Raw genomic sequence first — 23,731 nt, forward strand, 5'->3', positions numbered from 1 at the left:
AAAGTTATTTGCGTATGCAAGAGCCTGGAAAAAACAATCGGTTTTTTGCATTCCTATCGTAAGTGCAGCCGACCCCGGAGCTATTCCTCCGGAAGGGTGATTTCTTTCGTAATCATCGGCTATAGACCCTGTACTGCCTACAACATAACGTTGTTCTTCTTTTGAAAGAACCTGCATTTCTAATTCAAGCTGTTCAAAAGCTAATCTTGATTTATTTTTCATTTTATAATTGTTTTAATTAATAAATTATTGAAAACTTATTTTTTTAAAACTTTTATAAAAATAGTATTTTGTAAGAATAGTAGTAGATATTAATTTAAAACCGTAGTAAATGATTGTATTTGTGTAAGAACAAATTACATTATGTTGTTATTAACTGTTAATTGATTAACATAGGTATTAAGCCCATTATCTTTAGAAGCAGCATGATAATCAACAATATATAGATTAAGCATAAGGAAAATGTCTATAATTTAAGAACAATTGACTACTTTTTAAATTTCAGCATACCCCATGTTTTTTGAATGACATCATCTACTTTATTTTCGTCTTTTTTGGTATAGAAATATAATATTTGAGCATTACTAACATTGTCTTTATGAATTAAGACTGTTTTACACATAGGGTACTTATTTAAATAAGGATTAGTAATTTTCATATTATAAATATATCCATTATCAGCATTTAGTTCTTTTATTTTCTTTTTGTCAATCTCAATTGGTTTTGTTGAAATGGTATCTCCATAAAAAATAACATAAGGTATCACATTATTAAAGTCTTTTGACTTAGGAAACATTCTTTTAAACAATTGGTTAGGTTCTCTTAATTTTAGCGTCGAAATAGCAATTGTAATATCATTTTGTTTATTTTGAACTACATAATCCAAATATAATGTGTTTTCGGCTGGATCAAATTCATAATCATATGCAGAATCTATTTTAAAATAAAATGTTGGCTGTTTATAAATTAATTGACACATATTTAAATCGTCGACAAAAGTATTGTTTAAAGAATTTTTCTGTGCATTTATGTAATAACAATTACAAATAAAAATAAATATAATTGTTTGAAGATTTTTTTTAAACATTTGGCTACATGTAAAAGAATTAACGATCTATTAAACAACTTACTTACTTTAATAAATCTTTTCTAATATAATATAAAAACTATTTGATGTCTATTGGCAATTACTTGTTAATGCTAAGTAATGCGTTATTGAGCGTGGGCTGTTTTTTACTTGAATATTGTTTTGCGGATCATAGAAATCAATCCTTCCATTACTGTATACATGCGTAATAATCACCGCATGTTGATAACCCGCAGAAGTTGTATAAGTCCCTATTAATACGCCACCTGTACCATTTGCAAAATTATCCATATTACCAGGAACGGAATTATTAATATTTTGCTGTACAAAGAAATTCGATGCAAAGGCATCTGCAATGCTAAAATTGGCTACGCCACCATCAGCATTACCGTAACTACTATTGTAAGCATTATAAAAATAAGATGAATTACGTTTATCATCACCTCCAAGAAAGTTATTTGCGTATGCAAGCGCCTGGAAAAAACAATCGGTTCTTTGCATTCCTATCGTAAGTGCAGCCGACCCCGGAGCTATTCCTCCAGAAGGGTGATTTCTTTCGTAATCATCGGCTATAGATCCTGTACTGCCTACAACATATCGTTGTTCTTCCTTAGAAAGAACCTGCATTTCTAATTCAAGTTGTTCAAAAGCTAATCTTGATTTATTTTTTATTTTATAATTGTTTTAATTAATAAATTATTGAAAACTTATTTTTTTAAAGCTTTTATAAAAATAGTATTTTGTAAGAATAGTAATAGGTGTTGATTTAAAACCGTAGTAAATGATTGTATTTGTGTAAGTGCAAATTACATTATGTTGTTATTAACTGTTAATTGATTAACAAAGCTATTAAGCCCATTATCTTTAGAAGGAGAATGATAATCGACAATATATAGATTAAGCATAAGGAAAATGTCTCTTGACTTCGCACTAGTAATAAGGAGAAATAAAGGAGTCTTCCAAATTCTAATTTATAAATCAGACTTTTAATAAGTTCTCTTTTAATTCCAGAATTTCAATCCCCGTTATCGGTTAAGTTATAGTTTGCGATTTAAAATGTTGGAATTTATTTTATAAGATTGATTATTATAATAAAAGGCTAACAGATTCAAATTTATTTCTTCCAGTTTTCCTTCCTGATAAAAAGACTTTTTGTAATTTTTCTGGTTGTTCGGGTTTACGAATGAAAGATATCTTGCTAGCCATTCGTTAAAAAAGTGTTTTTTTTCGTCGAATAATAGGGTAATCTGCCATTTAGGTAAACTCATTTATAATCTCCAATGATAAATACTTGCAAAGAAATAGCGTAGAAGCATTTCATTAGCAGGCTGTTTTTTGGTTCTAAATTAATCCAATGTTTTTTAGTAAGGATTATTCTTTATATTTATTGAAATTTATACTATGGATATAACTAAAAAAAACAGGGTTTTACTTTTTATTATCTTTCTAACAATTTGTATTAATTGTTATAGTCAGTCTGCACAAAAAGAAACAAAATTGGACAGTTTATTTCTGAAAGCAAATAAATCAAAAGAGTTCAACGGAAACGTTTTAATTGCTAAAAACGGGAAAATAATATACGAAAAAGCTTTTGGACAAGCTGACGCAAGCGGAGCAATTCAATTAAATAAAAAATATCGTTTTCATATAGGTTCAATTGCAAAAGAATTTAATGCTGTTGGAATTATGATGCTCAAAGAACAAGGAAAGTTAAAACTTGACGATACGATATCAAAATTTCTTCCTGAACTTCCTTCTTGGGCGAACAAAATTAAAATCATTCACTTGCTTCAATATACAAGTGGCCTTCCACAAATAAAATGGAATGAAGTCAATAACGATTCTGAGAACATGGAAGAATTAAAAAGGACAAAATCCCTTGATTTTGAGCCGGGAACAAAATATGATTATAATAACAATAATGTGTTTTTACAACGTAGAATCATAGAAAGAATCACTAAAATGTCTTTCAGTTCTTTTGTGCAAAAAAAGATATTTCCGCCAATCGGAATAAAAAATGGAGTCGTAGATCCTGGTGAAGCAGAAAAACTTTTTGCAAAGTCTTTTAATAATAGCGGAAAACAAGATGTTCTTAAATATAATATCTCGGGTTGGACAGCATTAAATCTGGAAGATTTTTACAAATGGTCTGAAGCTATTAATTCATTTAAACTGATCACACCCCAATCAACAATTGAACTTTTAAATCCTTTTTCCACTGGGAATCAAACAGGTCTTGGAGAAGGTAGTATTCAACAAAACCAAGTGATAAACCATATACATGATGGGAGTGCTTTCAATTATCAAGCTCTGTTAGTCAGTAATCCTGGATTAACAATTATTTTAGTATCAAATAACAAACAAAATACTTTAGAGGAAATCAGTACTTCGATACAAGTTTTACTTGAAAAGAATTGATAGGGTTTATATTTTTAAATGTAGCTAATTAAAAAAAAGTCCTTTATGGAAAAACATAATTGTATTTTCTTAGTATAAAAGGATTTGGATTCCATTAGCGAAGATTTACAATCCGTGCAAAGAGAATCGTAAACGTGTATAAACAAAAAAAGCCTCAGATTTCTTTTGAGGCTTTGTCTTATTAGCAGGGTCAAATCCACGTTAACGTTATAGGTCAAGTTGGAATTTGGAATTTAAAAGATTGGAATTTACTTTATAAAAGTAATTGTGTTTGAGAAATCTAAGGAAATAATAGGTGCTTTTTTCCTTTTGCTTGTAAAGATTTAAAAGTGCAAAGCCGTCGACTGTTTAATGTAACTCATCACAAATGAACTTTGAACTTTACTTATATTTGGTATTATCGAAAGTTTTTTGACAATAAAATCATTAAATGCTTCAGGGTCTTTTACGACCACTTTTAGGACATAGTCAAAAATTCCTCCAGTTACATATCCCTCAACAACTTCTTCCAATTCCCCTACTTGTTTTGAAAACTCTTCTACAAACTCAAGGCGCTGACTAATTAACGAAACGTTGATAATTACCGTAAAGTTTAATCCAACTTTTTTGGGATTAATTAGCGCTACATAATTGCTAATATATCCTTCGTTTTCTAACTTTTTTATTCTTTCATAAACAGATGTTCTGGACATATTTAACTTTTCGGTAAGATCAGTAATATCAAATCTTGAGTTTTTCTGAAGGATTCTGAGTAGCTCGATTTCCTGTTTGTTTAATTCTTCCATTGGATTTTTTCCCGTTTAATTGTAAAAAGCAAAACAAATTTAGAACAAAAAACCAAATTTAGTCACTTAATTAGGATTAAATACATGATTTGATTTACAAAACAGTACGTAGTTTGATATTTGATATATTTGGCGGTACAAAAGAAATTTATTATAAATAAAAATGAATAAATACATTATTATTGTGGCCTTAGGCGCATTGAGTTTTGGAATGCTCTCTTCATTTGCAAAAATTGCATACGGACAAGGATATACTCCGGGTGAAATAACATTTTCGCAGGCTTTAATTGGAACCATAATTTTATGGTCTGTGGTGATTTTTAGAAATATCAAAAACGGAATATATAAATTAACCATTAATTGGAAATTGCTTCTAGCAGGCACTTCAATGGGGTCTTCGGCTTATACTTATTATCTTTCTGTATCGTATATTCCGGCTTCGTTGGCTATTGTTTTACTAATGCAGATTACTTGGTTGAGTATTTTGATTGAATGGGTGTTTTTTAAAAAGAAACCAAACTTTATAGAAGTTGTATCTGCCGTTTTTATCATTTTCGGGACTGTTTTGGCAGGGAATCTTTTAGATCTGAATAGTTTTAATATTTCTTATAAAGGTGTTTTTTTAAGTTTGTTAGCAGCCATATTATATACACTTTACGTTGTTTTTACCAGCAAACTGGGAAAAGAAACGCCAATGTTTGAAAAGAGCGCATTAATGACAAGCGGATCGGCAATCATTATATTTTTGATTAACATGGAAGCGATTACAACAAGTACAAATATTGATTTTGGATTACTACAGTGGGGGACATTTTTGGCTATTTTCGGTACTGTGATTCCACCCATTTGTTTTACTGCAGGCATGCCAAAAATAGGAGCGGGATTAAGCTCTGTTTTATTGACATTAGAATTGCCGGCAGCAGTATTTTGTGCACATATTATTTTGGGAGAAAAAATTACTTTCCTTCAACTATTTGGTATTGCAATAATGCTGGGCGCTATCATTTATCTTAATTTGGCGAAGGCGAAAAAACAAAAACAAGTAGCAGGTAGTTTAATCTGAGAATAAAAATTAAAGGATAAAAATATGTTACTGAATATAAATGGAAAGAGTCTTTACGCTGAATATGTAAATGATCTGGAAAATCGTCCTACACTTGTTTTTTTGCATGATTCTTTAGGTTGCACAGAACTTTGGAGAGACTTTCCTGAAAAAATGGCTAAAGCCTCTCAATGTAATTTATTAGTTTATGATCGCTCAGGTTATGGAAAATCTGAAGCTATGTCTTCATCATCCAGACCCGTTAATTATCTTGAACTAGAGGCTGATATTTTAAATGAATTACTGGAAAATTTAGAAATAGACAATGCGATTTTGTTTGGTCATAGTGATGGCGGTTCTATTGCTTTAATTGCTGCAGCTAAATATGGAGATAGAATTAAATCAATTATATGCGAAGCAGCTCATATTTTTGTTGAAGATATAACGCTCATAGGAATTTATAAAGCAATGGAAGCTTATAATACCACAAATTTGCCTCAAAGGTTGCAAAAGTATCATGAAGATAAAACAGATATGGTTTTTAAAGCATGGACAGAAACATGGATCAGTGATGATTTCAGAACATGGAATATCGAATATTTATTACCAGGAATTAGTTGCCCGGTTTTGTTTGTTCAGGGAGAAAATGACGAATACGGATCGTTAGAACAAGTGAATAAAACCTTAGATTTAGTAAGTGGAAAAGCTGAAAAATTTATAATTCCAAATGTTTATCATACTCCACATAAAGAAATGCCGGAGATGGTTTTAAATAGAGTTGTTGCATTTATCCAGTTGCTTACATAATAGAGGAAAACTCTATTCGCACAGGTTTGTCATCTGTCGCTGTGAAGAGAATTATTAAAGTAAAGCCTCAGAGAAGTCCGAGGCTTTACTTTAATAGTGGGAATAAAACTTGAACTTATGTTAGTGTCGGCGACTTTGAGCCCTTTGGATTCTAGTTTAGAAATTTTCCAGTTCCAGATTTTAAATAGTTTTTTATTTTGACAGTTTCTATTGTTGAATAGAAAAAGGGTCTGTGAAAGGTTGGAATTTGGAATTTAAAAATATTGGAATTTCCTCTATTAAGTATGAGCAAAGAAAAAGCCTCAGATTTCTCTGAAGCTTTACTCTGATCAAATATATTGCTGATTATAAACTTTATCGAAGTGTTAATCATCTTTTTTTTAACTGCGTAAATTTCATCATTCTGTTTTTATTATACGAACGATAGAGAGATCATCAGTAGGAACTAAGCCATAATTATGTTCTAATTTTTTTAGTTTTATATGAAGCATTTCACCTTTACCTTGATCCGTGTTTTCAATTGTTAAAAAATCTATAGTATCAATGGCTTCCTTTGATTTGGCAGGTTTTAATTTCTCAAAGGTAAATATTCCGTCTGTTGCAATAGATATGTCATGTACTTTGTTAAATTTTATTTTTTGTTCCAGAGAATCATATAATTTTTCAAAATCTTCCGATAGATGAAAGCCTAAATAATCTGGTTTATTGTCTTGGTCAAATTCGTATTTTTTCCCGTTTACAATTGCAAATCCATCGCCGATAGCAAGAATGATTCCTTCCTCACTTTTTTTATTAATCAACATTATTAGCATTGTTGTCAATAATTCTTTGGTGTCCAGCATTAATGCATTTTTTATATTTTTAAGTTCGACTAGTAAATTCTTTAAAATTGACTTTAAACTTTCGTCAATATCGTCTAAACTTTCAGGATCTACAAAGTCTTTATAGCCTTTTTCTATGCAGATTTTTTTTAATATCTTTCCAACTAAGGTAGATGCAAAGTGACTTTCCAATGCTGTTGTACAGCCGTCCATAACAGCACATAAAATCATATTTTTGCCATATTCATTTATATATAGATGGTCTTCACAGTTATTTTGGTGGTAATCTCCGATTCTTATTGTGGAATATATGTTCATTTTTTTTTCTAGTTTTTTATACGGAAATGAATAAAATCTATTTTGAGATTTGCAAAAGGTTGGAATTTGGAATTTAAAAATATTGGAATTTCCCCTATTAAGTATGAGCAAAAAAAAAGCCTCAGATTTCTCTGAAGCTTTACTTTAGTAGCGGGAACAGGACTCGAACCTGTGACCTTCGGGTTATGAGCCCGACGAGCTGCCTACTGCTCTATCCCGCGTTGTTTCGGGTGCAAAGATACACACTAAATACAGTTTAGCAAAGGAATTAGTGCTTTTTTTTTGTTTTTATTTAATAGAATCTGATAATTTACTAGCCTTTAGTGGTTTATAAGAGTAGATTTTTGGTAGTTATTTGGGTTTTACTTACTATAATCTTTCTCTTCTTTAATTTCCTGCTCTATTCTTTTATTAATATTGACTTTAGCGCCAGTAAATACAAAGATAGTTGTCCCATATTCACGAGCATATAGATTGGTAATTTCACCTGCAATCTGAGAAGTTTCAAAATACGGACTGGTTTCTTTAAATTCCTTGTTCTCTTCTTCGTATTCTTTCACTCTGATGAGGTTTTTATACCGGATGTCAAGATTAAACCAATTGACATAATCGGCACTAAACGAAACCGCTTTGATTCCTTTTTTGGAGTAATAATTAATAGCTCCGGCCTGTCCATAATTATCACAAAGGACCAGCGTTTCTTTCTGGTTTGCTAAAGTGGCATACACAGAATCAGTTTTGTGGGCAAGTTCTTTCCAGCCTAACATATCGGCAAAATCTTGTGGTAGTGCATGATCTTTTCCATCTTCCCAACGCAGCATCCCCATTTTTTTGCGTTTTTCTGAATGTTTTACGATGTATTCCGGACTCTTATTTGGAAAAGCTAAATTGTACATCGGTATAAAAAACAACAGGGGGATCAGAATAAATACAGGTTGCAAGTAACGTTTCCAACCTGATTTCAGAATATCAGAAAGGAAAACAGCACCAAAAGCAATATAAATGGGATAGAGGCCAATGGCATAATAGGCTTTGGCTTTGAAATATAAAAAGACGAGTAATGTGAAGAGTATTGTAGTAAAAAAGAATTGGTATTTCGAGAAAGGTTTATGGAATAGCAGGGCATATAAAGCGAAAAGAATAACTGGAAAAGCTCCGATAAAAAACAATAATTGTTCTTTCAAAAAACCAATACGATCTACATTAACCAATTGTGTTTCGGCCAATTCTTTCATATGATGGATAATAGGAAACTGATTGTTGTATTGCCATAAAAGATTGGGTAGAATCAATAACAAGCCAAGAATTAGGGCAAAATAAAGTTTTTTCTTTGTCAGAATCCGTCTTTGACCGGAAAGTAAAAGAGCAGGCAAGAAGCCGATAAGCAGGAAGAGAATGTTGTATTTGTTTAAAAAACCAAAAGCAAATACAACAGCGGCAATATAAAACCATTTTGTGTTTTCGGTGGTGATGTATTGAATTATGACATAATAAAAAGCGGTCCAACACAATACATCTAAAGAATTAGGTTGGTACAACATATTGATTCGCAGCAAGGAGGAAAATGCGATACAGGTCGCTCCTAAAACCAAAGCATAAAGGTTGCCTTTTAGGACTTCTATAGTTTTCCAGACTACGATTAGCGTTAAAACACCAAAGAGAGCAGGAAAAAACTTAATCCAGAAAACGCCATTTCCGAGTGAAAATATAATATAAGAAATCCACGAAGTGACAGGTGGAACCGATAAATAGCCCCAAGCCAAATGATGTGCCTGATCGAGATGGAGATATTCGTCACGCTGTAAATCATACTCGGGACTCAGTAAAACGAACTGTAAAGCAAATTTTAGAATGATAAACCCAATTAAAATGATTGTTTTTTTAGTCATAGGAAATTTGGTTTGTTGGGTAAGAGGTTTTAAATCAGTGTTTAAAATGCTTAGCTAAGATATTAAGTTTAATTTAAAATTTAATGAATAAAAAAATGAAAACTAACCTTCTTATACTATGTTTATGGATAGCTAAAAAAAAAAGGAAAGAAAAACCATTTTCTATTTGAATGTTTGAAACCAATTTAGGTATTTTGCTAACTCAAGCGAATGCATTGTTAGGTCTAACTCATTAAAATAAAATGGAGAAAAAGAAAAATTGGCTTAAAAGAATCGTTCTAAATCTATTTGATTTTATTTTAGCGATGATAGGATAGATAAATAGTGTGTCTGTAAGGAGTTTTCTCAAACGTATTGCTGTGAAATATTGGTGTCATCAAACACGAAAGAAGAAAAAGGGACGAGTAAATTTATTTGCGATAGACTATTTCCCTATCTTTTTTTAGTAAAGTTATAGTAGTAAGCGCTATAACTTGTTCGATAAAATATTACAGTACTATTTTAAACATCAAAAGGATTGAATAAACCCAAAAAGAAATGAGCCCGATACAATATCGAGCTCATTAAATTTAATACTATGATCTTGTACAAATTATTTCTTTTCGTACTTTTTTACCTTTTGATTGATTTTACCAAATAAAGAAGCACCGGTGGCGTTCTTCATTTCGATTTCAATCTGGTCTCCAAATTTCATAAAAGGAGTAGAAGGTTTTCCGTCTTTTATGGTTTCCAAACATCTGATTTCGGCAATACAGCTGGAGCCTGTTGGACTTCCTTGGTTGGCTACTGTACCGGAACCAATAACAGTACCAGCCATTAATGAACGGGTTTTTGCAGCGTGAGCGATTAATTCACCAAAATTAAAGGTCATATCAATACCCGCATTTGGAGTTCCAAGAACTTCTCCGTTTAATGCAGATATCAAGGGTAAATGTAATTTTCCATCGACAAATTCATTTTTCAATTCATCAACCGAAACGATTACCGGAGCAAAAGAAGTCCAAGGTTTAGATTGATAGAATCCAAATTGTTTCGAAAGTTCGTTTGGAATTAGATTTCTCAGTGAAACATCGTTTATAATAGTGACGAATTTGATGTGATTTAGTGCTTCTTCAGCACTTACTCCAGCCGGAACGTCATCTGTGATTACTGCTACTTCTGATTCAAAATCGATTCCCCATTCTTCGTTTTCAATTTCTATATCATCATGGGCGCCAATAAAAGCATCAGAAGCACCCATATACATTAGAGGATCTGTCCAAAAAGACTCAGGAAGTTCTGCGTTTCTTGCTTTTCTAACAAGTTCAACATGGGTAACATAAGCGCTTCCGTCTGCCCAATGGTAAGCTCTCGGAATTGGCGCTAAAACACGTACAGTTGTAAAATCAAAAGTTCCCGTTGTAAGTGTACCTGAGTTTAACTGCTCGTAAATATTTTGAAGTTTAGTTTCGTTGTCTGCCCAATTATCGATTGCAAGTTGCATGGTTGAGGCAATTTCAGGAACGCGGATGGCTTTTGTTAATTCTTTATTTACAACAACTAATTCTCCGTCTCTTGTATTATTATCTATTGATGCTAGTTTCATTATATTGTTTATTTAATTTTTATGTTAACTTTAAAAGTAACTAGTTGATTATTAATGATTTTTAGTTTTCGAAATCGTTTTCTTTATGTTGAACGAATATATAAAATAATAACGGTACAAAAAACTACTCTTCGTAGAGGTTCTGGTGGTTATTTGTAAAGCGTTTCATAGCTATTGTCTTGCTCGGCTTGAGTAACCGGTTGCAAATTAGATGGTATTTTGTTTAAAATTTACTAATTTACAGGTTCTGTTATTTTATCAATAATAATGTATGTTTCTTTGAAGTTTTTTTGGTTTTTACTTTATTTTTGTTTTCTGTTAGATTGTTTTTTAATGGATTATAACCTTTAAAAAAATAGTTGTACCCGAAGTAATAGCAGTAATTTTTTTCCGTTTAATACCACAATGAAATTATATCTTTCACTTTTACTTATTTTTGTGTCTCCCTTTTTTTGTGCAGCACAAATTGACACGACGTACATAAAACCCTTCGAGAATAAATTTTCTGTGTCGTCTTATTTAGCTCTGAAATTCCTTTCACTGGAACAAGAGACAAACGGGGAAACTAAAAAATTCATGCCAAACACTCCTATGAGTTTAGGTCTGGGAGTTACGGTAAACAATACTATAATCAATTTTAGTTATGGCTATGGTTTGGGTTTTATGAGAGATGACAAAAAAGGAAGAACAAAAGCCTTTGATTTTCAGCTTCACAACTACGGGCGTAAGTTCACAGTTGATCTTTTCATTCAAAAATACCGCGGATTTTATACGGCAGACAACTCCAATAAAAACATACAGCTGTATCCCGATTTAAAGATTCAGCAGTATGGTGCTTTTGGACAGTATATTTTTAACAATAAAAAATTCTCTTATAAAGCGGCCTTTAATCAAAATGAAAGACAGTTAAAATCTGCCGGGAGTTGGTTATTGGGCGGAGGGGTGTATTTTACAAAAATAGACTCGGATAGTTCTTTTGTCCACAAGTCTAAAAATTCATTACGTAACTTTCAATTTGGGGTAAGCGGAGGATATGCTTATACCTGGGCAATTAGTAAAAGATGGTTTACCAGTGGATCGATAACAGCGGGTGTTAATTTTGGCACCGAAAGAATAAATGATTTTGGCAAAAAAAAGATAGAGATTTATCCAACCTTTTTTCCCAGAATTTCTGCAGGATACAATAAAGAAAAATGGTCTCTCGGACTGTCCTATATCAATAATCTTATATTTTCTTCTTTCTCACAGGACAGTGATGGTACTAATAATGGTAATAGTACAGGTTTGGCTTCGGGGAACTTTCAAATTGCTTATATATGGAGATTGGGGATTTAGGAGAGGAATTATAGAGTAAAGAATATAGAGTAAAGAATATAGAGTAAAGAATCAAATCAGTTTAATCCATTTAATCTGTGGCAAAATATAAAAAAGCCATTGATTTTGTTCCTGATACCTTAAAATTTGAATTAGTAACGTGAGGCAAAAAAAAAATCAGATTTTCTGTTTTTAATGAGTCTGGGGTCTCAATGTGTAAGTCGTCAGGTTTTTTATATTTTGATGTTTGTTGTTGTACGATTCATTTTCAAAAACAAAGTCTAGCTTTTCTAATATCGCAACAGAATTGTTATTATCAGATGATGGGAAAGCGGTTATAAGGTTGGCTTTAATGGTGCCAAAAGTATATTCAATTACTGCTTTCAAGGCTTCTGTCATAAAACCTTTGCCTTGAAATTCAGGTAACATTTCGTAGCCAATCTCTACAATTTCATTTTCCAGATCAAAATTCCAGCAACAAATACTGCCGATAAATGTATTGTTGTCTTTTGAAGCAATTACCCAATATATACATTCATTTTTCTGAACTAAAGTACGCATTCGTAACACGTAGGCTTTTGCACTTTCCAGAGTAGAAGTAATGTTTCTGCCTACAAATGCATTGACAACAGAATCTGATTGCAGTTTATGAATTGCCTCGGCATCTTGTTCGGATATCGCCCTTAAGTGTAATCTTTCGGTTGGCAGATCAGGGAAATTTGTAAAATCTATATTCATATTTTGATTGCTTAAATAGTTTATCAAAAATAGTTGTAATTTGAAAGAAATGTATCACAATTTAGGATTTTTTCTTAAACAGTTTCTGTTATGTTATTTTCAACAATTTTCACAGTTTCAGAAATAGAAAAGCAGACTTATCTGACTGGATTTATACGTTCCCGTTTCTTCAGTTATTTATGTCTAATTTTCAACTCGCAGTAATTAATTCAAGTTACTAGTTCTGTTATCTCTAAAATGAAACAAAATATACTGCGCTTCTTTCGGCTAAAGCCAATTAGACACTTCTCAATAATTCACCTCCAGCTAAAGCAGGAGGCTATTCAAATAGTAACAGATTCAAAAAAAAATAACTAGTAACTTGAATTAATTAGGTGATAAGTTAAACATCGAAACTGTTGTGTACTTTTTCTTCACTTCCGTAATAAACACTGAATTAAATTTGTATTTTTGATAGTATCATTTGATACTATCAAAATATGAAGCCTCCCTACGAAATAACGTCATTAATGTTAAAATATGTTTCTTCAATTTCTGAAAAAATTGGAGAAGCAAATGTCCGATATTTAATCAAAACCAATCCAAGCTTACGAAAGCAAAACCAAATAAAAACGATATATTCTTCTTTAAGTATTGAAGGGAATACACTATCTGAGGAGCAAATCACAGCAATAGTAGAAAACAAAAGGGTTGTTGGGCCACAGAAAGATATAATAGAAGTTTTGAATGCTTTAGAAGTTTATAAAAATTTGAATCTTCTTAAACATTATTCTGAGAAAGATTTTCTAAAAGCGCATAAAATGCTAATGAAAGATCTTATTGAAAATTCCGGAAAATATAGAACAAAAAGCGTTGGAATTGTAAAAGGATCAAAAGTGGAACATATTGCACCACCATATGAAAATGTTCCGTTTTTAATGAAAGATTTGTTTCAATATTTAAAAGATAAATCTGAAATAGCACTAATTAAAAGTTGTGTTTTTCATTATGAGATGGAATTTATCCACCCATTTATGGACGGAAATGGGAGAATGGGAAGATTGTGGCAGACTTTAATTTTAAAAGAAGAATACCCTGTTTTTGGATTCTTGCCTTTTGAAACATTAATTTCGAAAAACCAAATTGCCTATTATGATTCATTGTCAGCTTCAGACAAGGAAGGGAAATCGACAAAATTCGTCGAGTACATGCTGCATATTATAGATCAATCTTTGAGTGAACTTCTGGAAAATTCGACAAAAAGACTTTCTGATGAAAATAGAATTCAAGTTTTTCTTGAAAATTTTACAGGAGAGTTTACAAGAAAAGAGTATTTGAACTATTTTAAGGATTTATCGTCTGCAACAGCCAGCAGAGATTTGAAAAAAGCGGTTGAACAGGGAATCATCATTAAACAAGGTGATAAAAAAACAACCGTATACAGTAGAGATTAACGCGATACTTATAGGATTGGGAAGATTAGAAGTAAAGTATTTTCTGTTGTTTATAAAGGGGTAATTGTATTCTGTTTCCTGTTTTGTTAAAGCCTTCTTGTGTATTGTCTAACTAATTCAGGAATAAAATTTTCAATAAATCCACTGTAGTCGGAATTGAAAATTATTGGTTATGCCGGTAATTCCGCCTTTATCTAAATTACCTATGCCATAAACCATTCCGGCTTTCCAGTATTGGGTTGCCCACCAATTTAATCCTAAATCATAGCGATTGTTTGTTCCGCCATGGACTTCTTTTGTTTCTAAGTCATTTTGCCCAACCCTTGTGAAAATTTCCCATGCACCATATTTCCCTGTTGGTTTGATTCTTCGGGCATAAGTTGCCTTTTGGTCGTAGGGTCTTTGTTCTCCGCTTACAACATAACTGGCAGTTACATAATAACCGCTAAATTGTTCCGTGCCAAAGTCTTTTGTTGCCGTCCAGTTATGTGCATATTCCATTAGTACCGAAAAATTGTCTAAGCTCCAAAGTTGTTCTAAGCTCATATTCCATTGGTGAGAAGCATTTAGATTTCCGGTATCAACATAATTGGATGATATATTGGACTCATTTTTTCCTTTCAAACGAATAACATCATTTTTAGCATCAACGTAACGAACACCAACTCCAATGTGTATGAACTCTTTTCCATTGTTGTTCCATATTGGGAGTCCGGTGATTCTGGTGGTAAAAGTGTTGTTTGAATTTGAAAAACTTTTATCATTGCCTATAAAGTCTTTAAAAACACCACCAGCAACAGCTAATCTGTTGTTCATAAAAAAATGATGATAAATGGCTCCAATATTCCGACTGTTAAAAAACGGATTAAGCAATCGTTCAAAATGAGGGAGATTAGCAGCATCTCCAACCATTTCGTACACAAAGGTTTCTTTTATTTTTCCAACGGTTATATCACTGTTTTCAGATAAAGGGATTACAAATTTCAAATCCGTAATTCCAAAATTCGGATCGTCTTCAGCTCTGTCAAATCCTTTGTATTCGACACTTATTAAGTATTTCCAAGGGTTCTTGAAATTGATTTTCCCACTGAGCATTACTCTTGCACTTCTAATATCAAATCTGTTTTCCTGAGGTCCTACCTGATTTTTACTGTCCTGATCTTGAAAACTGGTATTGTAATCCAAAATAGGAGCAAATCCCAGTTTGGTAGAAAACCATTTGTTATGCGATCTGGACCACCTCATTCCTTTATGAGTGGCATCAGGAATAAAGTAAGTTCGGGTAGTGTCGGCTAAAATCTGAGTCTGCGAATCATCAACTAAATCAGTATGCTGAGCAAAAATTTTAGGACTTAGAAAAAAGAAAAATAAGAAAATTGAGATTTTTAAAATGCAGTTTTTCACCATTGTTTTCAAATTTTAAATTGCTGGTTTGTTACTGGTTTGTTTTTATTTCAGGAAAAAAGAACTTTAAATTTTCTACTTTTTAGCTTTGAATTTTCGACAAACACTAATGCCAATTAAAAAACTATCATAAGCATTCCATCTGAAGTCGTAACAGGCAGAAAGTCCAAGTTCCCATTTAGGGCTTATTTCTGTGCCCCATTCATACCCAATCCGGTTTAAGAATAGATTTTCTTCTTTGGCAAATTCAGCCCCTACGCCAAAAAGAAAGCTGCTGTGTTTCGTGGCCTTATAAATACCGACCGCTGCAGGTGCTATTGGAGAGCTTCGTTCCAGGGTTTCTTCTTCGCTTGATAAGTTTGCTTTTACCTCAAAACTTTCTACAATTATATCGGTATGTAGACCAATTGCCCATTGGTCAGAAAGCCAGTAGTCATAATCTACAGACCACGCAGGTACCGATAGCCATTTTGATCCGGAATTTTTTACACCTTGTGCTATGTTAACGTGGCTAAGACCCAACGAAACGCGATGGCTTCCTTTCTCACTTTGTTCGCTATTTTCTTCCTGTGCATGTACATGTGAACTTAAGAGCAGGATGGCAAGTAAAGCTGTTATTTTCATTTGCAGTTCTTTTTAGTTTTAAAAAATCGTTTTTTCTTTATTGTGTTTTCCATAAACAGGAGCTTCATTAATGGAATAATTTACACCGTTTTTTTAGTAAAAAGGAGTGTTGTATTTATGATCTTCTTCTTGTAGCAAGAAATTTAAAAAATATAATAAAAGTAGTTGACCGCTAGTGTTGTTTGGGTTTTTTTGCTGAAAAACATGTTTCATCTTATAACTTGCAACCAAATTAGAGCTAATTGAAGAGGTAAACTTAAATGAAATCAGGAAATTTGAAAGGATACCATATTTTAGGATGTTTGGTCTTTTCTTTATGAAGATTTTTTAGTTTTTATCAATTGAAAGAATTGCTATAGATTCATTTTTTTTCGAAAAATTCAATGATAGAAAGTAACTAATTTTTTACTCATAAATGCATAAGATAACAGCATCTCTAAATTCAGAAACATATAATAATTTAATCCTTATTAACTATGAAGACAATTCAAGATTCGATGCTCAAGCCCATTTTTTTACTGATTATGGTATGCTTTTTTGCTGTTCTCTCTCAAAAAGCACACGCACAATCAGATCCAAGAGAAGTTAGAAAAGAAAATTTTAAAGGAGTTATCAAACTCGATGTAAGAGATTCAAAAGCCGACTGGGCGCCATATACTCCAAAAAAGGCACCCGAAGGAGCACCGAATGTACTGTTTGTCTTATATGACGATACCGGTATGGCGGCATGGTCTCCATATGGTGGAGCTATTAATATGCCGACCTTGCAAAAACTGGCAGATAATGGGTTGATTTATAGCCAATGGCACACAACAGCCTTATGTTCGCCAACAAGATCCACTTTATTGACAGGAAGAAACCATCACTTGACCGGTAATGCGGCTATTACAGAAACGGCTAACGGATTTCCGGGAGCTCATGGACGTATTCCGGAACAATGTGCTACAATTGGACAAGTTCTACAGGAAAATGGTTGGAGTACTTTTTGGATCGGAAAAGATCATAACGTACCGGAGCAAGATGTAGCTTCGGGAGCCAGTCGTAAACAATGGCCGACTCAGTTAGGTTTTGACCGTTATTATGGATTTTTAGGAGGAGAAACCAATCAATGGTATCCTGATTTAGTGGAAGATAATCATTTTACCGAAGCGCCTTACAGCCCGGAAGAAGGCTATCATTTATCTAAAGATTTAGCGGATAAATCAATTGAGTATATTAGAGATCAAAAAGCGACGAACCCTTCGAAACCATGGTTTTTATGGTACTGTCCGGGAGCCAATCACGCGCCACACCATGCTCCACAAGAGTATATTGATAAATACAAAGGGAAGTTTGATGACGGATATGAATCGTATCGTAAATGGGTTTTACCTCGTATGATTGCGAAAGGTGTTTTACCAAAAGATACTAAATTAACGGATCTTAACTTTTTACCACCAAATATTGCCAATGAGGCCGATTATGTGCGCCCTTGGGATAAATTAAAACCGGAAGAGAAAAAATTATTCTCAAAATTAGCGGAAGTATATGCCGGTTTCTCTGAATATACAGATGCTCAGGTTGGTAGAGTAGTTGACTATCTGGAAAAAACAGGCCAGTTAGAAAACACAGTTGTAATTTATGCAGCCGATAATGGTGCTTCTGGTGAAGGGTCTCCAAACGGTTCTGTAAACGAAAATAAATTCTTTAACGGATATCCGGATGAATTGGCTGAAAATTTAAAATTACTGGACAAATTAGGTGGCCCTGATACATACGAGCATTATCCGACAGGATGGGCGGCTGCATTTTCTACTCCATTTAAAATGTTTAAACGTTACAGCGAATATGCAGGAGGAACCGCTGATCCATTGGTAATATCATGGCCAAAAGGAATAAAAGCCAGAGGTGAAGTGCGTAATCAATACCATCATTCTACAGATATTGTTCCTACTATTTTAGATATCTGTGGTCTTGAAATGCCAAAGGTTCATAATGGGGTGGGGCAGTATCCACTTTCCGGAGTGTCTATGAAATACAGTTTTGCAGCCAAACCGGATGATGCTACAGAAAAACACATTCAATATTACGCTATGTTAGGTTCTCGTGCCATCTGGAAAGACGGCTGGAAAGCAGTTGCGCTTCATGCACCATTAACCGGTAAAGGACATTTTGATAAAGACGAATGGGAATTGTACAATACCAATGTTGACCGTTCTGAATCGACTAATTTAGCAAAGAAAAATCCGGATAAATTAAAAGAATTAATTGACGCCTGGTTCGACGAAGCAGATAAAAACTTAGTGTTGCCACTGGATGACAGAACTGCAATCGAAATTATTGGATTAGAAAGACCTTCTGAAGAAGCACCACGTGAAAAATACGTGTACTATCCAGGAACAGCTCCAGTACCGGAAGGGGTGGCTGTAAACGTAAGAGGGCGATCTTTTAAAATTGTTGGTGATGTAGAAATTAAAGACGCTAAGGCTTCAGGAGTAATTTTTGCACACGGTTCTCGTTTTGGCGGACATACCTTGTTTATAAAAGACGGTAAATTAAATTACGTATACAACTTCTTAGGAATTCAACCCGAACAAAAATTTGTTTCTTCGACTACACTTGCTCCGGGTAAATATACACTGGGTATGGAATTTATCAGAGAAAAAACAGGGGAACACGGAGAACAAATCGGTCAGATGAAATTATACATCAATGACAAAGAAGTTGCTTCAGGGCCAATGAAAACGCAACCCGGTAAATTTACACTTTCCGGAGACGGACTTTGTGTAGGTTTTGATAGCGGTGATGCCGTAAGTAAAGAGTACAAAACCCCTGGGACCTTCAAAGGAGGAACGATATTGGGTGTTGGTGTCTCTGTTGGAAAAGAACAATATCAGGATTTGCAAAAAGAAGCTGCAAGAGCACTTAAGCGAGATTAAAAAATAATATGATAAGAAAAATGAAAGCCCGATCAGATTTGATCGGGCTTTTATGATTTATTGGCTTTGTAATGCCGTAAAGCAGTTGCTTAAAAATTAGTATTCACTTTTTTAGAACGATCTGCAATGTAGGAGATAAGCCAGGTTACCTGTCCTTCTTTCACAAAGTACACTTCTTTGGTCTCTAAACTTGGGATACTTTCCAGACAAGACAATAGTATGTTGTTTGCCGAGATAAGGTATTTCTGGTCATAGGTACTCAAAACTCTGGCTGCTTCTTTATTGGTTTTAGAAAGGCTATTAAGTTTGTTGAAATTATTCTTCACAATAGCATCGTAATTGATAACGTCTTCTAAGGTCAAAGGAATATAATGATCTTTAACGTTTTCATTATAATAAAGAGTCGCAAAAGCCCAGACAGCACCACCCGATAAGTAGATTTTATCTTTTTTTAGTAAAAGAGGGTTAGCATCAAGCATTTCTTTTATCTTCTTACGCAGTACCGTGTTATAATCAAACGACTTTTCTTGAAATGTCGAAAGATCATTAACCTGACTTTGATTTACAACCGTTTTTTGTACGGCATCAGTAAGAGTCATCGTACCGAAATTAAGCTCCAAAGGAATGAACTCTAATTTGTTGTCTTCAAGCTCATCAATGTATCCACCTTTTGTACTCTGAGCGCCAATATCCAGTAATAGAGCACTAGAGTAATTAGCAGGAGGAATACCGCCTTTAACTAATACTTTAGCCTCTTCGCTAACATTCATTATATCTAAATTTTTATCGGTTAGCGTACTGATTTTATTTTTTAAGACGTCAACGTTGCGGGCAGAGGAGAAAACGGGAGCCGCTACGATAAAGATATGATCTTCGCGAATTTTAAATTCAGTTTTTATTTTCTGTAATTGGTCAACAATTATATTAATCGATTTGTTGATGTCGTCCTGAGTAAGCTCACCGTTTGCAGAAATATGATCGGCAAGACTAAGTCTGTTATTCGAAAAGTATAGAATATCGTATTCTGCTTTTTTGATATTATTCATCTCTAAAACGGAAACTTTGATAGCACGACGTCCGATTTCAATTCCGGCATAAATATTTTTTTGAGAAAATGTATTAATGGAAAATAATAAGCTAAAAAGAATGAAAAATAAAATTTGGGGTTTGTTTTTTGTAAACATTGGATTTAATTACGGTTTTAGTATAATTTTGAATAAAGTAGTTAGGGTAATTTGTTGTTGTGTTTGTTTGTAAATCATAGATATGTAGGTTATTGTTGTTTTAGAGGCTAATAATTTAGGACCGCAGCGGTATACTTTTCAAGAAGAATGGATTAGTTTTTAGAGTAGCCTTCAAAGTAAAAAAGGATATCATGGTTGCAAATGTGTAAATTATAAAATGAAAGATAATAGTTGGTTACCCGGCCTAAAACGGCTTAGTAAAAACTGTTAAATTTGAGTTTGCAAATTTATAAAAACCTTTACGAATACAAACTCAGTTATTAAAAAAATATAGGGTTTAATTACTGGTAGGGTGTTTCAAAGTTATGGACGGGCAGACGTAGGTTTGTAAAGTATTGAATAAGAATAAGAAGCGAAATTGTACGTCAAAAATATCGTCTGATACTTTTTGTTTTTAGGAAGTATTTTGGACTTACATAATCGGAGTTTCCGGTAAAGGTTTTCGCTACTTCAAAAGAATAAAATTAAGATAAGAATTGTGTTTAGTGCAAAAAAAAGCCTCAGTTTTCTCTGAAGCTTTGACTTAGTAGTTAATTCTTTTTGGAATCACTATATCTTTTAAAAGATTATTTTTCTTTCAGTAATTGTTCTAAATATTCGTTTTTATGCTTTTCAGATTGAACTAAACGCTTGTGAAGTCTTTTGTTTTCCTTGTAATCTACTACTAATTCGTAAATAATTAATCTGATAACTTTTAAAAATTGGTCAGATTTGTTGAATAAAAACCAATAGTATAAAGGATTGTTGAGTACCAGTTTCACATTCATATTACTCTTATTTACTATTTTTTGTGTCTAAAAAAATCAACAGTTTCTCGGCTTTTTTACCATTTTCTCCGAAATCAATCATGTTGTTAAAATCTATTTTTAGAGAACTATTGTCATTAAAGTGTATTTTTAGTCTATCGGCAATACGACCACTATAAAACTTCCGGTTTTTTATATCCGATAGCTTAATCGTTTGATTTTCCATTTTAGAAAATAAGGGTTTTTTGTCCCATTCCATTATAATTATTTCTGCTTCATTTTGTAAATTAATATGCAATGTGCCGGTAAATGCACGGAATAATAAAATGGTAGACGCAATACTAAAAACAAGCAATGGAATGGTTAGAGCTTTAAAGCCTAAAAGGGTCAAAATAAATCCTTCAATTGGTAAGGAAATCAGATAAGCGATCACAAAAGGGACAGTGTTTAAAGTTTTAATCTTCATAATTTAATTAGTATAGTTGATTAAGGTTTTTTAATTCATTTAATCTGTAGCAAAATAAAAAACAGACTAGATTCAAAATCTCTGTAAAAAAGAAGAAGAAGATTTCTAAATTGTCAAAAGGACAAACGGAGAGCGTAACCTTTTAACTTTGCGGCTTTGCGACTTTGCAAGATTTAGCTTCTCCACAACTTTTGGACTTGATCCAAAAAGAATCAATTGATTTTTCTAAAAACAGTGTATAACAAAAAAGCTCCAGATTTCTCTGAAGCTTTGTCTTTAGTAGCCCGTAGCGGAATCGAACCGCTCTTACATGGATGAAAACCATGCGTCCTAACCGATAGACGAACGGGCCTGCTTTGTTATTGCGAGTGCAAAAATGCAACTATTTTTGGAATACACAATGAGATTTTGAAATTTTATTTTTTTAGTTTTTCTGAAAACAGGGCATTAAAAAGTAAGAAATTGTAAAGTGATTGAGTTAATGAATGTGTATTTATTTGATTAATAATCGTTTGTTTTTGTGTTAGGAAAAGAGGAAGACCGTTTTTTTCTTTCGTTATTAAAATAAATAATTTTCAATAAAATTTAAAATAGTTGTTTTTTAAGGAGTATTCTTACTGTATTTCGTTGCGATTTTTAATAAGTCTTCTTTTAATTCCAGTCTTTAGTTGTCGATTTCTTCTCAAAACTTTGTTTTTAGAACGGAAAAAGAGCTATAAAAATTTAAAATTTAGATTCGAGCGATAGCGAAGAGACAAAACAGTTTGAATTTTTTACGCTAAACAGTATGGGGCTGCAATCCAAACCATCAATTAAGTTGGAATTTGGAATTTAAAATAGTAGAATTTACAAATGACTATTTCTATTTGTATTTACTCAAATCCAGATTAAGAATAGTACCAACTCTGCTAAACTCTTCATTAATCTTTGCGTTCAAGATTAGTTGTTCCTCTTTTTTCGGATGAGTAAAAGTTAACTGATGTGCATGAAGCATCATTTCTTTCAGGTCATAATTCTCCAGCCATAATTTGTTTTGTTTGTTACAACCATGTGGACGGCTTCCTAAAATGGGATGAAAAATATGTTTGAAATGTTTTCGCAATTGATGCATACGTCCAGTTTCAGGAATCGCTTCTACCAAACAATATCGTGACGTTGGTTTATTGTTAAACTCTAACTCAACTTCAGCATTTTGCAAACGACGAAAGTATGTTATTGCATTTTGTTTAATGTCATCATCATTGGTTAGATCATAATCAATCGTTAGTTCTTCGGGTGACCAACCCCGTAAAATTGCCAAATATTTTTTTTCGACTTCGCGTGTGGCAAAACGATCATTCATAATTTTCAAGACCTCTTTATCCAACGCAAATAACAAGACACCGGATGTTTTTCGGTCTAGCCGATGTACAGGATAGACATGTTGCCCTATCTGATTTCTCAATTCTTGAATAGCATAAACTTTTGCATCGCGCGCATAAAATGATTTGTGAACCAACAATCCACTTGGTTTATTGATTGCTATAATATATTCGTCTTGGTAAAGAATTTCTAACATTTGGCAAAAATAAAGGAGATTTCGATTAAAATCACTTATAAGACTTATTTATTTGGATACTTTTATTTTAGTAGTGGGAATAAGACTCAAATCTATGTCAGAGACGTCGGACAAATAATCTTCTGATTTGTAAATTGTTTAATTATGTTATCCGTTAGTTGGAATTTGGATTTTATTGGTTTTTCTATTTTGATAGTTTCTACTTCTGAATAGAAAAAGAGCTGTTAAAAGTTGGAATTTGGAATTTAAAAAATTGGAATTTCCCCCTATAAGTATTGCTAAAAACAAGAAATCCCTAGATTTTACCGAAGCTTTATTTCAGTACCAGAATGCCTTCGAACAAAAACTTTAAAATTAAAAACTGAATTCGTATATTGTTCTGCTAAAATTAAATATACCAAACAGATACGCTTTAGAATAGCTGTCTTCAAATGTTTTTCCGTTCATTTTAATAGAAATAATCTAAATCATGAAAAATTCATTACTACTCTTCATTGCATTCTTAGCTTTTACATCGTGTTCAAAACATCAAGG

General features: G+C 32.8%; 19 protein-coding genes and 2 tRNA genes. 6 read left to right on the top strand and 15 right to left on the bottom strand.

The window, feature by feature from the left end; genetic code table 11:
• The 3 genes from AB674_RS21250 to AB674_RS21260 form a co-directional block, all read right to left on the bottom strand.
• Positions 1-222, bottom strand: a 222-nt coding sequence (locus AB674_RS21250; protein ID WP_047779302.1) for a hypothetical protein, incomplete at its 3' end; no start/stop codon positions are given.
• Between the two features lie 265 nt (positions 223-487).
• Positions 488-1,087, bottom strand: coding sequence for a hypothetical protein (locus tag AB674_RS21255; protein WP_047779303.1), 600 nt, complete (start codon positions 1,085-1,087; stop codon positions 488-490).
• Between the two features lie 90 nt (positions 1,088-1,177).
• The gene (locus tag AB674_RS21260) at positions 1,178-1,714 is read right to left on the bottom strand and encodes a hypothetical protein (protein ID WP_047779304.1); all 537 of its coding nucleotides are present in this window, start codon (positions 1,712-1,714) and stop codon (positions 1,178-1,180) included.
• A gap of 870 nt (positions 1,715-2,584) precedes the next feature.
• On the opposite strand from AB674_RS21260, the gene AB674_RS21270 reads away from it, so the two are divergent.
• Complete coding sequence (locus AB674_RS21270; RefSeq protein WP_165579403.1) at positions 2,585-3,505, top strand: serine hydrolase domain-containing protein; 921 nt, start codon at positions 2,585-2,587, stop codon at positions 3,503-3,505.
• 323 nt (positions 3,506-3,828) lie between these two features.
• Here the strand turns inward: AB674_RS21270 and AB674_RS21275 are convergent, their stop codons facing one another.
• On the bottom strand, positions 3,829-4,290 hold the full coding sequence (locus tag AB674_RS21275) for an Lrp/AsnC family transcriptional regulator (RefSeq protein ID WP_047779307.1): 462 nt from the start codon (positions 4,288-4,290) through the stop codon (positions 3,829-3,831).
• Between the two features lie 163 nt (positions 4,291-4,453).
• Here AB674_RS21275 and AB674_RS21280 point away from each other — a divergent pair, with 163 nt between their 5' ends.
• On the top strand, positions 4,454-5,353 hold the full coding sequence (locus AB674_RS21280; RefSeq protein ID WP_047779308.1) for an EamA family transporter: 900 nt from the start codon (positions 4,454-4,456) through the stop codon (positions 5,351-5,353).
• A gap of 24 nt (positions 5,354-5,377) precedes the next feature.
• Positions 5,378-6,139 carry an alpha/beta fold hydrolase gene (locus tag AB674_RS21285; protein WP_047779309.1) on the top strand — a complete coding sequence of 254 codons (762 nt, stop codon included), beginning with the start codon at positions 5,378-5,380 and terminating at the stop codon, positions 6,137-6,139.
• Between the two features lie 398 nt (positions 6,140-6,537).
• Here the strand turns inward: AB674_RS21285 and AB674_RS21295 are convergent, their stop codons facing one another.
• The 4 genes from AB674_RS21295 to AB674_RS21310 all read right to left on the bottom strand — a co-directional run bounded on the left by AB674_RS21295 (position 6,538) and on the right by AB674_RS21310 (position 10,752).
• Positions 6,538-7,278 (bottom strand): protein phosphatase 2C domain-containing protein, encoded by a 741-nt coding sequence (locus AB674_RS21295; RefSeq protein WP_047779311.1) that lies wholly within the window; start codon positions 7,276-7,278, stop codon positions 6,538-6,540.
• Between the two features lie 148 nt (positions 7,279-7,426).
• Positions 7,427-7,499: transfer RNA gene (locus AB674_RS21300), tRNA-Met, on the bottom strand.
• Between the two features lie 141 nt (positions 7,500-7,640).
• Positions 7,641-9,167 (bottom strand): glycosyltransferase family 39 protein, encoded by a 1,527-nt coding sequence (locus AB674_RS21305; protein ID WP_047779312.1) that lies wholly within the window; start codon positions 9,165-9,167, stop codon positions 7,641-7,643.
• Positions 9,168-9,759: 592 nt separating this feature from the next.
• Positions 9,760-10,752 (bottom strand): fumarylacetoacetate hydrolase family protein, encoded by a 993-nt coding sequence (locus tag AB674_RS21310; protein WP_047779313.1) that lies wholly within the window; start codon positions 10,750-10,752, stop codon positions 9,760-9,762.
• Positions 10,753-11,157: 405 nt separating this feature from the next.
• Between AB674_RS21310 and AB674_RS21315 the strand changes: the two genes are divergently transcribed.
• Complete coding sequence (locus AB674_RS21315) at positions 11,158-12,087, top strand: DUF4421 family protein (protein ID WP_047779314.1); 930 nt, start codon at positions 11,158-11,160, stop codon at positions 12,085-12,087.
• 171 nt (positions 12,088-12,258) lie between these two features.
• On the opposite strand, the gene AB674_RS21320 is transcribed toward AB674_RS21315, so the two are convergent.
• A complete protein-coding gene (locus tag AB674_RS21320) occupies positions 12,259-12,804 on the bottom strand; it encodes a GNAT family N-acetyltransferase (protein WP_053004351.1) in 546 nt (181 codons plus the stop codon).
• Positions 12,805-13,283: 479 nt separating this feature from the next.
• Between AB674_RS21320 and AB674_RS21325 the strand changes: the two genes are divergently transcribed.
• Positions 13,284-14,237, top strand: coding sequence for a Fic family protein (locus AB674_RS21325; protein WP_047779315.1), 954 nt, complete (start codon positions 13,284-13,286; stop codon positions 14,235-14,237).
• A gap of 132 nt (positions 14,238-14,369) precedes the next feature.
• Here AB674_RS21325 and AB674_RS21330 read toward each other — a convergent pair whose 3' ends face one another.
• A complete protein-coding gene (locus AB674_RS21330) occupies positions 14,370-15,644 on the bottom strand; it encodes an OprO/OprP family phosphate-selective porin (RefSeq protein WP_047779316.1) in 1,275 nt (424 codons plus the stop codon).
• 72 nt (positions 15,645-15,716) lie between these two features.
• Complete coding sequence (locus AB674_RS21335) at positions 15,717-16,265, bottom strand: hypothetical protein (RefSeq protein WP_047779317.1); 549 nt, start codon at positions 16,263-16,265, stop codon at positions 15,717-15,719.
• A gap of 476 nt (positions 16,266-16,741) precedes the next feature.
• On the opposite strand from AB674_RS21335, the gene AB674_RS21340 reads away from it, so the two are divergent.
• Positions 16,742-19,183: an arylsulfatase gene (locus AB674_RS21340; protein WP_082210693.1), complete on the top strand. Its 2,442-nt coding sequence runs from the start codon at positions 16,742-16,744 to the stop codon at positions 19,181-19,183.
• A gap of 89 nt (positions 19,184-19,272) precedes the next feature.
• On the opposite strand, the gene AB674_RS21345 is transcribed toward AB674_RS21340, so the two are convergent.
• The 4 genes from AB674_RS21345 to AB674_RS21365 form a co-directional block, all read right to left on the bottom strand.
• Complete coding sequence (locus tag AB674_RS21345; protein WP_047779318.1) at positions 19,273-20,367, bottom strand: exopolyphosphatase; 1,095 nt, start codon at positions 20,365-20,367, stop codon at positions 19,273-19,275.
• 834 nt (positions 20,368-21,201) lie between these two features.
• On the bottom strand, positions 21,202-21,639 hold the full coding sequence (locus AB674_RS21355) for a hypothetical protein (protein WP_047779320.1): 438 nt from the start codon (positions 21,637-21,639) through the stop codon (positions 21,202-21,204).
• Positions 21,640-21,919: 280 nt separating this feature from the next.
• Positions 21,920-21,991: transfer RNA gene (locus AB674_RS21360), tRNA-Glu, on the bottom strand.
• A gap of 510 nt (positions 21,992-22,501) precedes the next feature.
• The gene (locus AB674_RS21365) at positions 22,502-23,197 is read right to left on the bottom strand and encodes a pseudouridine synthase (protein WP_047779321.1); all 696 of its coding nucleotides are present in this window, start codon (positions 23,195-23,197) and stop codon (positions 22,502-22,504) included.
• Between the last annotated feature and the right edge of the window lie 534 nt (positions 23,198-23,731).

This window comes from Flavobacterium sp. ABG (genome assembly GCF_001027725.1).
GTDB lineage: Bacteria > Bacteroidota > Bacteroidia > Flavobacteriales > Flavobacteriaceae > Flavobacterium > Flavobacterium cupriresistens.